Genomic DNA, 12,183 nt, shown 5'->3' with positions numbered 1-12,183 from the left:
GTCGACAGCTACCACCTCTGGTGGGACCCGCAACTCGCCACCCAGATCGCCCGCGCCGGCCACCGGATCGCCTCCTACCAGGTCTGCGACTGGACCCTCCCCCTCCCCGCCGACGCCCTGCTCGGACGCGGCCACGTCGGCGACGGCTGCATCGACTTCACCGCCCTGACCGCCATGGTCACCGCCGCCGGCTACACCGGCTGGATCGAAGTCGAAATCTTCAACCAGGAGATCTGGGACACCCCCGGCGACCAGACCCTGCGCACCATGATCGAACGCCACCACACCCACGTGGAAACCCCGTGAAGGTCGTCCTCGCCCCCGACTCGTTCAAGGGCACCCTCACCGCCGCCGAGGCCGCCGAGGCGTTGGCGGCGGGTTGGCGCTCCGTCAGACCGGCGGACCACCTGGTGCTGCGCCCCATGGCCGACGGCGGTGAGGGCACCCTGGCCGCCGTCCTGGCCGCCCACCCGGGTACGCCCCTGACCCGGGTGGGCGACTGCACCGGCCCCGACGGCCGCCCCGTCGACGGCGAGTACGCCCTCCTGCCGGACGGCACCGCCGTGGTCGAACTCGCCACCGCGAGCGGGATCCCGCTGATGGCCGCGCTCGACCCGCTCGGTGCCACCACCCGGGGCACCGGCGAACTCGTCGCCGCCGCGCTGGACGCCGGCGCACGACGGTTGCTGGTCGCCCTGGGCGGCTCGGCCTCCACCGACGGCGGGGCCGGGCTGCTGGCGGCCCTGGGCCTGCGGCTGCTCGATGCCGACGGCCGGGTGCTGCCCGACGGCGGCGGCGCCCTCACCCGCGCCCACCAGGTCGACCGGACCGGCTTCCGGACGGCGCCGCCGGGCGGGGTCGTGCTGCTCACCGACGTCGCCAACCCGCTGCTGGGCCCCGACGGTGCCGCCGCCGTGTACGGCCCGCAGAAGGGCGCGACCGTGAGCGACGTCGAGCTGCTCGACCGGGGCCTGACCCGGCTCGCCGAGCTGCTCGGCGCGGATCCGGCCCGGCCCGGGTCGGGCGCGGCCGGGGGCACCGCCTACGGCCTGATGGCGGCCTGGGGCGCCACCGCCACCCCGGGAGCCGCCGCCGTGGCCGACCTGCTCGGCCTGGACCACGCCCTGGCCGGCGCCGACCTGGTGGTCACCGGCGAGGGCCGGTTCGACGCCACCAGCCTGCAGGGCAAGGTGGTCGGCGAGGTGCTCGGCCGGGCCGAGCGGGCGGGCGCGGCCGCACGCATCGTCGCCGGGGAATCCACCGAGGCCGGGATCCTGACGCTCAGTCGACTGGCCGGCGATCCCGGCGTGGCCCGCGCCCACCCAGCCCGATGGCTCCGCCTGGCCGGCTCGGCCCTGGCCACCGAGGCCGACCGACGGAGGTGAGAACGGCACGGCGAGGGCGGTCCGGGTCGGACCGCCCTCCCTGCTGTTCCGGGTCCGGCTCAGGACCCGGCGGGCGTGCCGGAGCCGGACCCCGCTGCGGCGCGCGCCTTCGACGGGATCCGGCTCGTCCGTGCGGAGCGGCTACCGAGCCCCGTTCGACAGCGGGATCTTGGCCACGGCCCGTGTCCCGTCCGGCTCGTACCACAGCACGCAGCCGGACGTGTAGGCGTTCACCAGGCTCAGGCCGCGCCCGCTGCACCGCTCGGGGATCCCGGCCAACTGGGCGGCGGCCGTCGGCGAACGCCACTGTCCGTGGTCCCGCACCTCCACGGTGACCGCACGGTCGTCCAGACTGATCCGCAGTCCGACGTCGCGGCTCCCACTGTGCTGGACCGCGTTGGCCACCAACTCGGTCACGGCCAGCGCGACGGCCTCCTCGACCCGGTCCGACAGGGCCCAGTCGTGCACGACACCGCGGGCGAAGCCCCGCAGGGCCGGCACCGATGCGGTGCGCGCCGGCAGCACGCGGGCGGCGGTGCGGCGGGCGACGGCCACCAGCACCACCGGGCTCTGGATGCTGCCGGCCTTGTCGTCGTCGGTGCTGAACATCTGTGCTCCTGAGCTGTCGGGCTGCTCCTGCCTCCCACGGTCCGCCCGTACGGTCCGCCGAACCATGGGGAACCGCAGGAATGCGGGTACCTATTCGCACCGCCCCATCCCCCACGAACCGCAGGTACGCGCATCCGGGCCTGGCTGGAGCGGGCCGGGCGCGCGGTCGAGGACAGCCGCCCGGCGCGGCCGGACGCGGCCCCGGGTTTGGGCGCCGTCCGGCACGGAAGGAGTTGCCTGTGCAGGCAACACGTGGCCGTCACGGCGGGCGGCGATCGCAGGGCGGGACGGCGCGGGCGGACCATGGCAGCGGGCTGCGTGCCGGGGTCGAGCGCGCGCGCCGCACGGCGGACGCACCCGGGGCCGCGGAGCGGCGCACCGGCCCGGCCCGGCTCGCGCGCCGGACGACGTCATGACCGGAGGCGGTCGGCCGGCGGTGCCGACCCCCGGGGCGCCGCCGCGGCCGAGCGGCCGGCGTCTGCTGCTCGGTGTCGTCTGGGACGTCGTGGTCCCGATCGCGCTGTACTACGGCCTGCGCGCCGCCGGCGTCGGCGTCTTCGTCGCGCTGCTGGCCGGCGCCCTCCTGCCGGCGCTCACCACGGGGGTGCAGTGGCTGCGCACCCGCAGTGTGGAGGGCATGGCCGGCTTCGTCGCCGGGATCATGGTGCTCGGCATCGCGGCCGCGCTGGTCGGCGGCAGTCCCCGGTTCCTGCTGGCCAAGGACGGCTGGCTGACCGGTGTGGCCGGGCTCTGGTTCCTGCTCTCGATCAGGGCCAGGCGGCCGCTGCTCTTCCACGGCGGCCGGCCCCTGCTGGAGGGGCGGTTCCGCTCCGACGGCACCTCCTGGGACGTGCTGTGGGACCGCGAGCCGGCCTTCCGGCGGATCTGGCGGGTCTCGACCGCGATCTGGGGCGTGGCGATGCTGCTCGACGCCGCCGTGCGGGTCGTGATGGCCTACACCCTCCCGGTGGACGTGGTGCCCGGCCTCGGCGCGCTGCTCTGGCCGGTCACGCTGCTGCTGTTGCAGCTGGTGAACGGCGTCTACTACGAGGTGGCCGGCCTCTGGCGGCTGACCTCCGGCACGACCGCGCGCCCCGCGGAGGACTGAGCACCCACGTGCCCCGCGACGGGCGCTGCCCGGCGTGACGCGGTGACGCACCCTCAGCGGCGGTGCCCCGTACCGCGCCACCCGTGTCCTAGGGTGACCGCCATGAGCGATCCCGATCGGAACAAGGCCGCGGCCCAGGCGTTCTACGACCTCATGTTCAACCAGTGCCGCCCGGCCGAGGCCGTCGCCGCCTACGTGGGCGACACCTACACCCAGCACAACCCGCACGTCGGGGACGGCAAGCAGGCCTTCGTCGACTACTTCCTGCGGATGGCGGCCGAGTACCCCGGCAAGCGGGTGGAGTTCAAGCGCGTGCTCGCCGAGGGTGACCACGTCGTGCTGCACTGCCACCAGACCTGGCCCGGCGAGGAGTACGCCGGCATCGACATCTTCCGCTTCGACGGCGACGGGAAGATCGTCGAGCACTGGGACGTCCTGCAGGTGATCCCGCCGACCTCGGCGAACGGGAACAGCATGTTCTGACGTCCGACCGGCCGCCCCGCAGGCCGGAGTGCCGTGCGGATCGGGCCCGCCGCGGACGGGATCCCTCTGTTGGTCGCCCGATCGTGCAACCGTCGACCGTCCCCGCGGCGTCGTCTCCGCCGAACAGCATCGAACACGTGCTGGGGACGAGGAGGGCCGACGGGGATGACCGACGTACCAGTGGGCGGCGCGGCCGTGCCCGCGCGCGGCGGGCGGGCGGCGGCGCGCAAGGGCGCCAAGAAGGCGAAGCGGCGGGGTCTGCGGATCCTGGGGTACACCACCGCGGGCCTGGTGCTGGTGGCGGCCGGCGGCGTCGGGTACGTGTACGAGTGGCTGGACGGCAACATCAAGCACTCGCCGCTCTTCTCCGGCACCAGCGGTGACGCCGGCCACGAGAAGCCGGACGCCTTCGGCCGCACCCCGATCAACATCCTGGTGATCGGCTCGGACCAGCGCGACGACCCGACCGACTGCCAGATCGGCGGCGACTGCGGGCCGGGTGCGAACGCCGACGTGGAGATGGTGCTGCACGTCTCGGCCGACCGCAGCAACGCCACCGTGATGAGCGTCCCGCGCGACACCGTGACCGACCTGCCCGGCTGCACGGACACCCAGCACCACACCTCGATGAAGCCGCACCGGGACATGATCAACAGCACCCTGGACTACGGCCCCGGCTGTACGGTGGCCGCCGTGCACCAGCTCACCGGCATACCCATCGACCACTTCATGGTGGTCGACTTCAAGGGCGTGGTGACCATGTCGAACGCGATCGGCGGCGTGCCGGTCTGCGTCGACAACAACGTCTACGACCCCTACTCGCACCTGAAGCTGAAGCAGGGCAACCACGTGCTGGAGGGCATGTCGGCGCTGCAGTTCGTCCGCACCCGGCACGGCTTCGGCGACGGGTCCGACCTGGGCCGCACCGTCTCGCAGCACATGTTCCTCAGCTCGATGGTCCGGCAGCTGAAGAGCGCGGGGACGCTCGCGGATCCCACCAAGGTGCTCCCGCTGGCCAACGCCGCCATCAAGGCGCTCACCGTGGACGACGCCCTCGACGGCGTCGACAAGCTGATGGGCCTGGCCGACGACCTGAAGAAGGTCCCGACCGACCGCATCACCATGACCACCATGCAGAACGAGCCGGACCCGGCGAACCCCGACCGGGTGGTGGCCGCCCCCGCGGCGAAGAACCTGTTCACCGCGATCGGCAACGACGTCTCGCTGACCAACGGCGACGGCGCCAAGTCGTCGGCGGCCGCCCAGGCCACCTCGACCGCCAACCCGGACGCGGCCTCCCCCGCCCCCGCCGCGAGCCCGGCCGCACCGGCCGCCGCCGGCGCGCCGAAGTCGGAGATCACGGTGCACGTGCGCAACGGCAGCGGGGTCGGCAGGCGGGCCGTCGAGCTGGCCGACGCGCTGAAGGCCGCGGGCTACAGCTCCGACACCAGTGCGGCCAACGCCACCGGCACCGCCGAGGCCTCCGAGGTCAGCTACACCGAGGGCCGCCAGGCCGACGCCCAGGAGGTGGCCGCCTCGGTCGGCCTGCCCGCCTCGGCGGTCAAGCCGGGCACCGGCCCCGGGATCACGCTGCTGATCGGCAAGGACTGGCCGAGCGGCACCACCTTCACCGGCGCCGCGGGCGGCTCCCCGGCCGCCCCGGCCCCCGTCAACACCCAGGCGGCGCTGAGCAACTCCTCGGCCGAGACCGCCGACGACGCGAGCAAGTGCGCCCACGTCTCCACCGACGCCACGGTGACGATCAACGGCGCGGGGATGAACCCGACCAAGGCCTACGCCCGCAGCCCGGAGGTTCCCGACTCGGCACCGTGAGAGGCACGGCCGGCAGCACAGCTGCGGCCGGCGTGACCGGGTCCGGCCCGGCCCGGCCCGGCCGGTACCGAGCGGGTGACAGGGGCGGCGCGCCGCCGGCCCGGTCCGGGCGGCCGCCGTCGCGTCACAGGTCGACGGCCCGCGGGTGGCGCGGCTGGTAGAGCCCCACCTCGGCGCCGCCCGGCAGCCGGAACCGGGTGACCCGGCCCCAGCGGGCGTCGGTCAGCGGCTGGGTGAACTCCACCCCGCGCCCGGTCAGGGCGTGCACGGCGGCCTCGACGTCCTCGCACATCAGGTAGAGCTCCTGGGCGGGTGCCCCGTCCGTGGGGTGGACGGCCAGCTCGGCGGGCGGCAGCCGGAAGATCAGCCAGCCCCCGCCCGCGTCGACGTGCGGGTACGCCAGCACGTCGCGGAAGAACGCCCGGTCCGCCTCGGGCTCGCGGCTGTGCACGACGACGTGCGCTCCGTTGATCACGGGGCCCAGATTAGGGTGCCGACCGGCCCTGGACGTTTGCGCCACGACGACTAGGCTCGGCTTCGTCGGGTATCCGCACGGCGCGTTCGCCGGGTATCCGCGCGGCGTGCCGAGCGAGGAGGTCCCCATGACCGGTCACGTCCACCTGCCGCCGCTGCGGCGACTGCTGCTCCACGGCCGCCGCGGCCTGTGGCGCGTCGCCCACGTCCTCGACCGGTCCCGGACGTCCACCACACCCACCGCCTGACGGCTCCGCCGGTGCCGCGCGGCACCGGTCCCGCGGGCCCCCGTCACTGCTCGCGGACCACCTCGTGCGGCGCCTTGTCGTCGCGCAGCCCGACGAAGCGCGGGGCCCGCAGCCGGCCCTCCCGGGTCCACTCGGTGAACCCGATCTGCGCGACCAGCACCGGCCGCACCCAGTGCACCGCCCGCTCGCGCGGCGGGTCCCGGAACGGCGGGGCGGGCTGCTCGATCCGGTCCAGGCCGGCCCGCAGCACCCGCAGCTCCGCAGCGCTCCAGCCGGTCCCGACCTTGCCCGCGTAGCGCAGCAGGCCGTCCTGGTAGTAGCCGAGCAGCAGCGCGCCGAAGCCCACCCGGCTGCCGCTCGGCTCGGTGAAGCCGCCGATCACGAACTCCTGCCCGGCCTGGCACTTCAGCTTGAGCCAGTCGCCCGAGCGCCGGTGCCGGTAGGGCGCGTCGGCCCGCTTGGCGACCAGGCCCTCCCAGCCCTGCGCGCACGCCGCCGCCAGCAGGCCGGCGGCGTCGCCCTGCCGGTGGGTGGTCAGGTGCAGCGGCGGACCGAAGTCCAGCACCTGGCCGAGCAGCTCCTTGCGGACGTGCAGCGGGAGTTCGGCGAGGTCCTGGCCGGCCAGCCGGACCAGGTCGAACACGTAGTAGCTGACCGTCACCCGGCTGGCCCGGACCGCGGCCGCCCGGCTCAGCCCCGAGCGCTGCTGCAGCAGGCCGAAGTCGGTGCGTCCGTCCCGCATCGCGACCAGTTCGCCGTCCACGGCGAAGTCCTGGCAGGGCTGGTGCCGGAGCGCCTCGGCCACCTCGGGGAAGGTGTCGGTCATCGGCCGCCCGGTGCGCGAGAGCAGCCGCACCCGCTCGCCCTGCCGCACGGCCACCAGCCGCACCCCGTCCAGCTTGCGCTCGTAGAGCCAGCCGTCGGCGGGCGGCGTCCGGCCGCCGGACGGCACCGCCAGCATCGGCGGCCCGGGCTCGGGGTCGGCCGGTCGCAGCAGGCGCCGCTGCTCCGGTGCCAGGTGTTCCAGCGCGCTCGCGGCGGACCGGCTCATGGCGTCAGCTGCGGCCCAGCCAGTGCCGCAGCCGGGCGAACAGCTCGGCACTGTCGACCGGCTCGGTGAGGAGGTCGTCCGCACCGGCGGCGAGGCTCCTGGCCCGGTCACCCGGCATCGCCCTGGCGGTGAGCGCGATGATCGGGACCTCGGCGTACCGCGGCATCGCGCGCACGGCCGGGATCGCCGCGTAGCCGTCGAGCTCCGGCATCATCAGGTCCATCAGCACCAGCTCCACGTCCTCGCGCCCGCGCAGCAGGTCGACGCAGGCGCGGCCGTTGGCGGCGTGCAGCACCCGCAGCCCGGCCTGTCCGAGCGCGCCGCTGACGGCGAGGACGGTGCGGGAGTCGTCGTCCACCACCAGGACGGTCCGGTCCCTCAGCCGCTCGTCACCCGCCTCCGGCAGGTAGGCGGCGGGTGCGGCGGCGCCGACCGGCGCGGGCCCCGCTGCCGCGTCGCGCCCGGCCTCCGACGTGGTCGCCCGCGCGCCGGTGCGCACCTGGTCGGTGAGACGGGCCGCCAGCGCGTTGACGCCGTGGGTCAGCTCGGCCCAGGCACCCCGCGCGCCAGGCACCTCGGCCGGCCCGCCCGGGCACCCCTCGGCGCCCGCCTCGCGGCAGACCCGGGTGACTTCGGCGGCGAACAGCGCGAGCTGCTCCACCATCCCGTTGTAGACCGCGCCGATCTCCCCCGCCGGGCCGGCGGCGTTCGTGGGCAGACGCGGGGAGAGGTCCCCGTCCCGCACGGCCGTCAGACCCGCCAGCAGGCGCCGCAGCGCCGCCTCGTCCGGCCGTGCCGGGCCCGCCGCGGTCTCGCCCATCGACGCCACCTCGTTCGTCACTCGGCTGTCGTCCGGCACCGGTTTCCACTCTGGCACAGCGGGCGACGGTCGGGCGTCCGCGCGCGGAAGGGGTGGCGCCGCGCAGGAGTTCCCGGCCCCGGACGGCCGGCGGTGACGGGTGGCCGGCCGGGCCGGGTGACCGGTACCGCTCGGTGGCCCATGCCCGGTGGCCCGGCCGCCGGGCGCAGCGCAGGATCGGAGGCGGCACCCGCCGAGTCCCTCCGTCGAAAGGCCGCACTCATGGTGGACCAGCCCGCGCGATACGCCATCACCCTGCCCGGCCCGACGGGGTCCCACGGGCCGCCGGAGGTCGTCCTCGTGCACGCCACCGGGGAGACCACCGGCGAGGGCCTGCCGGTCTACGCCGACGAGGCCGGACAGCTGCGGGTCGAGATCCACGACGGCGTCGCCCAGCCCGTCGACGTCCAGCCCGCGGAGGGCCGCCACACGTCCTGGCACGCCCAGCCGATGCCCTGACGACGTCCGGCGAGCGGGACGGCGCGCGGCCCGCGGGGCCGTTCGCCGTTCGCCGTTCGCCGTTCGCCGTTCGCCGCACGCGCTGTGGTCGCCCGGAGGTGCGGGCTTGAGTCTCCCGTAGGGGGAGGTGCCAGGGTGAGGGCATGGACGACGCGCTCTACTCGATCGGCGAGCTGGCCCGGCGGACCGGACTGACGGTCAAGACCATCCGGTTCTACGCCGATTGCGGGATCGTGCCGCCCACCGACCGCAGCCCGGGCGGCTACCGCCGGTTCGGCACCGACGCCGTGGCCCGGCTGGACCTCGTGCGGACGCTGCGCGATCTGGGCCTGGACCTCGCCACCATCCGCAAGGTCGTGGATCGCGAGGTCCCGCTGCCCGAGATCGCTGCGGCGCACGCGGAGGCACTGGCGGTGCAGATCCGGGTGCTCCGCCTGCGGCGCGCGGTGCTCACCGCGGTGGCCGCGCACGGGGCCACCCCTGAGGAGATGGATCTCATGCACCAGCTGGCCACACTCTCCGAGGACGAACGCCGACGTCTGATCGACGAGTTCCTCGACTCCGCCTTCGGCGGTCTGGACACCGGCGCCGGGTTCGCGGGGACCGTGCGCTCGATGACTCCGGAGCTCCCCGACGATCCCGACACCGACCAGGTCGAGGCGTGGATCGAGCTCGCCGGGCTGACCCGGGACCCGGACTTCCGCGCCGGTCTGCGGCGCGCCACCGAGCGCTGGGCGGACGACCGTGCCCGGGCCGGCACCGCGCCCCTGCGCCCCGACCCCGCCACGACGGTCGTGGACCTGGCCGTCCCGGCCCTGGCCGCCGGCCTCAACCCCTGCTCTCCAGAGGCCGACCAGGTCGTCGCGGCGGCCGCGGCCGGGTACGCGCACGCCGTGGGCCGCCCCGACGACGCCGACCTCCGACTCCGCCTGCTGACCCGGCTGCAGGACGCGAGCCACCCGCGCCGGCAGCGGTACCTCCACCTGCTCGCCGTGATCAACGGCTGGCCCGCCCCGCAGCGCCCCGCACCGGCCCACGACTGGCTCGTCCGGGCCCTGCGCGCCCGCTCCGGCCGGGCGGACGCCGGAGGACCGAGGACGGGTCCCGGAGCGTCCTAGAACTGGGCGGCGATCCAGGTGTTGGCGCTCGGCGTGTGCGGCAGCGTACCGCCGATGCTCCGGCCGGCCAGGGTCCGCCGCACCGAGTACATCGTGGGCAACACCAGGGCGCCGTCGGCGATCGACCAGTACGACTGTGCGCGGCCGCCCGGGACGGCGTCGCACCACGCGGTGCCGACGTCGCCGATCTGGTTGGCGCCCCCGACGGGCTGGGGCGCCACCTGGACCACGCCGTCGCCGGAGTTGGGATCGGTGACGATCTCGGCGAGCTCGTGCGAGAACACCGTGGTGATGTACGGCAGGGTGCCGTCGTTGCCGACCCAGAGGAAGTGGGCCGGGTCGTTGTCGACGTCGCCCAGGTCGTAGTCGTTCCACACGATGCTGCTGTTGGTCCCGAGCACCGAGGAGACGGTGCCGGGCGGCAGCGGCTGCGGATCGTACGGCGCCAGGCCCGCGTACGCGGAGTTGGCGGGCAGGATGACCGCGTAGACGTTCGGGTAGTTCTCGTCGGGCTCCGGCACCTGGTCCTGGTCCAGGAGGTACGTGACCAGGGCGGCGACATCGGCGTCGGTGAAGGCGTTTCCCGGCTCGCGGTCGAGGACGTAGGTGGCGCCGCGCACGTCGGGGCGTCGTACCCCGTACTGGGCCAGGTAGCTCAGGTACGGGCCGGCCAGCAGCGCCTGCACGCTCGACACGACGCCGGCGGCGAGCGGGTTCCCGGCCCACCAACTGCCCCAGAAGATCAGGCTGACGTGCGGGTGGGCCAGCGCCTGCCCCGGCCCGGCGGCGAAGGCGGTGCCCGCCGGCACCGGACTGCCGCCGGTGTTCGGATCGGTCAGCGGCTGGGTGGCCGCCCCGCAGGGGTTCGGCGCGAACACCAGCCCGGTGGTTCGGCCCGTGGGGGTGTAGGTACGGCGTTTCATCGGAGGGACCCTCCCGAGGGGGCGGCGGTCACTGCAGGCAGACCAGGATCGGGAGCAGCCCGGTGCCGGTGTCCAGGTCCGCCAGTGCCTTGCCCAGGACGGTGCCGAAGGCCTCGGCCTGGTTCGCGGCCTTCATCGCGTGCCCCGGGGTGGCCGAGGTGGTCAGCAGGTCGCCCACGGTGATCCGGTGCACCTGCGCGTCGACCTTGCAGTACACCTTGCCGATCAGCGCCACCGGACAACTGCGCCGCGAGGCAGTGTTCCCGCTGTCGAGGAGCACCCCCGGCCGGAACGCACCGGCGCCGGAGACGACGCCCGCGACCCGCTTGTCGTACGGTCCGTCGCTGCGCCGCAGCGCGCCGTCCCGGTCGATCACCACGACGTCACCCGGCTCGATCCGGGCATCCGCCGTGTCGGCCGCGGTGAAGAGCTCGGCGCAGTCGGCACCGGGGAGGAAGATGTCCCCGCCGACCGTGAGGTTCCGCTCGATCTTGACGTCGCCCCAGAAGTTCCCGGCGAGTCCGGTGCGGGAGTACCCCAGCAGCCCGGGGCCCTCCTCGCTGGCACCGAAGACGCCCGCCTGCGTCACGTCGGGGAAGGCGGTCTCCTCCAGGTGGGGATCGGCGTGCAGGCCGACGATCCCGCTGTCCTGCTGGGACATGCCGACCACGCCCGGGGCGAACCGATCGGTGTTGCTGCTGGTGAATTTCGGCATGGCGATGGTCCAAATCGGAGACGCCGACCGGCACGGCCGTTAGCCGCGGGTCAGGACGGGCCGATCCTGTGGGGGATCGGGGATCGGGTGCTTGCAGATGGCCACGCCGTCGAACTGCACGCGCGCCCACACGGCGGGGCGCTCCCCGTCCGCCGCCCTGGTGCAGAACCACAGGCTCGCCTCGCCCTGGTCGGACGGGTCCGGCCGGCCTTCGTCGAGCGGGGTCAGGACCCACAGATCACCGACCTCGCCGTCGCACGGGACGGTCAGCTGCTTGAACGCCGGCTGGATGTTGGTCTGGTCGCGGTAGGCCACGGGGAGACCCCCAATCAGGTGGCTCGGCGCCGACCGGCGCCCGCAGTTCCAGTATCGACCGGGCCGGGGAAACCGCACCCCGACTCCGGTGCGACACCAAGTCGCCCGACGGACAGCGGAGTTGCCATCCGCACGGCCCCGGCGGCCGGTGCGCGCCTCCCGACCTGCGGCGCGCTCTGCGATCATGGTGGCGTGACACCGACCCCGGACCACGACCAGCCGACGCTGGACGCGGAATTCGAGATCCACGACCTGCGCGCCGTGCACGACGCCCAGGTGATCGCCGCCGTGCGCTGCATCGGCGCACCGGTCCGCCTCGGCGCGCGCTTCCGCCGGATCCGCGACTGCGCGGCGCCAATCGACCTGGAGCTGACCCGAATCCGCCTGTTCAGGAGCGACCTGGAAGAGCTCCTCCCGGTCCACTCGGCGCTCGTCGCCCTCCGCGGAACGGGAACCCTGCTGCTCACCCCGGGCACCCCCGGCAACGGCTACCAGATCATCCGGGGCACCAACCCACGCCCTCACGGCACCCGCGGTCCCCGCCGGTAGCGAAGTCGGCTTCCCGCCCTCGGGCCTGAACTCGGGTCAGGCCGAAGCCGACGC

15 protein-coding genes are annotated in these 12,183 nt (G+C 74.7%); 8 read left to right on the top strand and 7 right to left on the bottom strand.

The genetic code is table 11. The features are described from left to right. Together ACFW1A_RS31310 and ACFW1A_RS31305 are read left to right on the top strand one after the other, a co-directional pair. Window positions 1-306, top strand: a 306-nt coding sequence (locus tag ACFW1A_RS31310) for a sugar phosphate isomerase/epimerase family protein (protein ID WP_380414773.1), incomplete at its 5' end; no start/stop codon positions are given. Continuing rightward, entirely contained in the window at window positions 303-1,385 is a 1,083-nt protein-coding gene (locus ACFW1A_RS31305) for a glycerate kinase (RefSeq protein WP_380414771.1), read from the top strand. The genes ACFW1A_RS31310 and ACFW1A_RS31305, both read left to right, overlap by 4 nt. A 141-nt stretch (window positions 1,386-1,526) precedes the next feature. Here the strand turns inward: ACFW1A_RS31305 and ACFW1A_RS31300 are convergent, their stop codons facing one another. Continuing rightward, complete coding sequence (locus ACFW1A_RS31300; protein ID WP_380414769.1) at window positions 1,527-1,994, bottom strand: ATP-binding protein; 468 nt, start codon at window positions 1,992-1,994, stop codon at window positions 1,527-1,529. 412 nt (window positions 1,995-2,406) lie between these two features. On the opposite strand from ACFW1A_RS31300, the gene ACFW1A_RS31295 reads away from it, so the two are divergent. From ACFW1A_RS31295 to ACFW1A_RS31285, 3 genes are all read left to right on the top strand, one after another. Beyond that, window positions 2,407-3,102: a VC0807 family protein gene (locus tag ACFW1A_RS31295; RefSeq protein ID WP_380414767.1), complete on the top strand. Its 696-nt coding sequence runs from the start codon at window positions 2,407-2,409 to the stop codon at window positions 3,100-3,102. A gap of 102 nt (window positions 3,103-3,204) precedes the next feature. Beyond that, entirely contained in the window at window positions 3,205-3,585 is a 381-nt protein-coding gene (locus ACFW1A_RS31290) for a nuclear transport factor 2 family protein (RefSeq protein WP_380414765.1), read from the top strand. Between the two features lie 165 nt (window positions 3,586-3,750). After that, a complete protein-coding gene (locus ACFW1A_RS31285) occupies window positions 3,751-5,418 on the top strand; it encodes an LCP family protein (RefSeq protein WP_380414763.1) in 1,668 nt (555 codons plus the stop codon). 124 nt (window positions 5,419-5,542) lie between these two features. On the opposite strand, the gene ACFW1A_RS31280 is transcribed toward ACFW1A_RS31285, so the two are convergent. The 3 genes from ACFW1A_RS31280 to ACFW1A_RS31270 form a co-directional block, all read right to left on the bottom strand. Next, window positions 5,543-5,893, bottom strand: coding sequence for a VOC family protein (locus ACFW1A_RS31280; RefSeq protein ID WP_380414761.1), 351 nt, complete (start codon window positions 5,891-5,893; stop codon window positions 5,543-5,545). Between the two features lie 290 nt (window positions 5,894-6,183). Next, window positions 6,184-7,191 carry a non-homologous end-joining DNA ligase gene (gene ligD / locus ACFW1A_RS31275; protein ID WP_380414759.1) on the bottom strand — a complete coding sequence of 336 codons (1,008 nt, stop codon included), beginning with the start codon at window positions 7,189-7,191 and terminating at the stop codon, window positions 6,184-6,186. Between the two features lie 4 nt (window positions 7,192-7,195). Next, window positions 7,196-8,032 carry a response regulator gene (locus tag ACFW1A_RS31270; protein ID WP_380414757.1) on the bottom strand — a complete coding sequence of 279 codons (837 nt, stop codon included), beginning with the start codon at window positions 8,030-8,032 and terminating at the stop codon, window positions 7,196-7,198. 240 nt (window positions 8,033-8,272) lie between these two features. Between ACFW1A_RS31270 and ACFW1A_RS31265 the strand changes: the two genes are divergently transcribed. Both ACFW1A_RS31265 and ACFW1A_RS31260 read left to right on the top strand, forming a co-directional pair. Next, the gene (locus tag ACFW1A_RS31265; protein WP_380414755.1) at window positions 8,273-8,509 is read left to right on the top strand and encodes a DUF6296 family protein; all 237 of its coding nucleotides are present in this window, start codon (window positions 8,273-8,275) and stop codon (window positions 8,507-8,509) included. 143 nt (window positions 8,510-8,652) lie between these two features. After that, entirely contained in the window at window positions 8,653-9,627 is a 975-nt protein-coding gene (locus tag ACFW1A_RS31260) for a MerR family transcriptional regulator (protein ID WP_380414753.1), read from the top strand. On the opposite strand, the gene ACFW1A_RS31255 is transcribed toward ACFW1A_RS31260, so the two are convergent. Genes ACFW1A_RS31255 through ACFW1A_RS31245 form a run of 3 tightly spaced genes read right to left on the bottom strand, consistent with a single transcriptional unit; the run spans window position 9,624 to window position 11,580 of the window. After that, on the bottom strand, window positions 9,624-10,550 hold the full coding sequence (locus ACFW1A_RS31255) for a hypothetical protein (protein ID WP_380414751.1): 927 nt from the start codon (window positions 10,548-10,550) through the stop codon (window positions 9,624-9,626). The two genes, ACFW1A_RS31260 and ACFW1A_RS31255, sit on opposite strands and share 4 nt — an antisense overlap. 28 nt (window positions 10,551-10,578) lie before the next feature. Beyond that, window positions 10,579-11,265 carry a hypothetical protein gene (locus tag ACFW1A_RS31250; RefSeq protein ID WP_380414749.1) on the bottom strand — a complete coding sequence of 229 codons (687 nt, stop codon included), beginning with the start codon at window positions 11,263-11,265 and terminating at the stop codon, window positions 10,579-10,581. A 39-nt stretch (window positions 11,266-11,304) separates the two neighbouring features. After that, the gene (locus tag ACFW1A_RS31245; RefSeq protein ID WP_380414746.1) at window positions 11,305-11,580 is read right to left on the bottom strand and encodes a hypothetical protein; all 276 of its coding nucleotides are present in this window, start codon (window positions 11,578-11,580) and stop codon (window positions 11,305-11,307) included. Window positions 11,581-11,772: 192 nt separating this feature from the next. Between ACFW1A_RS31245 and ACFW1A_RS31240 the strand changes: the two genes are divergently transcribed. Continuing rightward, window positions 11,773-12,129, top strand: coding sequence for a hypothetical protein (locus ACFW1A_RS31240; RefSeq protein WP_380414743.1), 357 nt, complete (start codon window positions 11,773-11,775; stop codon window positions 12,127-12,129). Window positions 12,130-12,183: the final 54 nt, after the last annotated feature.

Origin of the sequence: Kitasatospora sp. NPDC058965 (assembly GCF_042741245.1) — a bacterium.
In the GTDB taxonomy this organism is placed as follows: domain Bacteria; phylum Actinomycetota; class Actinomycetes; order Streptomycetales; family Streptomycetaceae; genus Kitasatospora.
This window is presented reverse-complemented; position numbering and strand designations above follow the sequence as displayed.

Bases quoted from the DNA above. Each gene is read 5' to 3' on its own strand.
- ACFW1A_RS31260 (WP_380414753.1), top strand. From the start codon at position 8,653: ATGGACGACGCGCTCTACTCGATCGGCGAGCTGGCCCGGCGGACCGGA.
- ACFW1A_RS31285 (WP_380414763.1), top strand. From the start codon at position 3,751: ATGACCGACGTACCAGTGGGCGGCGCGGCCGTGCCCGCGCGCGGCGGG.
- ACFW1A_RS31250 (WP_380414749.1), bottom strand. From the start codon at position 11,265: ATGCCGAAATTCACCAGCAGCAACACCGATCGGTTCGCCCCGGGCGTG.
- ACFW1A_RS31290 (WP_380414765.1), top strand. From the start codon at position 3,205: ATGAGCGATCCCGATCGGAACAAGGCCGCGGCCCAGGCGTTCTACGAC.
- ligD (WP_380414759.1), bottom strand. From the start codon at position 7,191: ATGAGCCGGTCCGCCGCGAGCGCGCTGGAACACCTGGCACCGGAGCAG.
- ACFW1A_RS31300 (WP_380414769.1), bottom strand. From the start codon at position 1,994: ATGTTCAGCACCGACGACGACAAGGCCGGCAGCATCCAGAGCCCGGTG.
- ACFW1A_RS31265 (WP_380414755.1), top strand. From the start codon at position 8,273: ATGGTGGACCAGCCCGCGCGATACGCCATCACCCTGCCCGGCCCGACG.
- ACFW1A_RS31255 (WP_380414751.1), bottom strand. From the start codon at position 10,550: ATGAAACGCCGTACCTACACCCCCACGGGCCGAACCACCGGGCTGGTG.
- ACFW1A_RS31295 (WP_380414767.1), top strand. From the start codon at position 2,407: ATGACCGGAGGCGGTCGGCCGGCGGTGCCGACCCCCGGGGCGCCGCCG.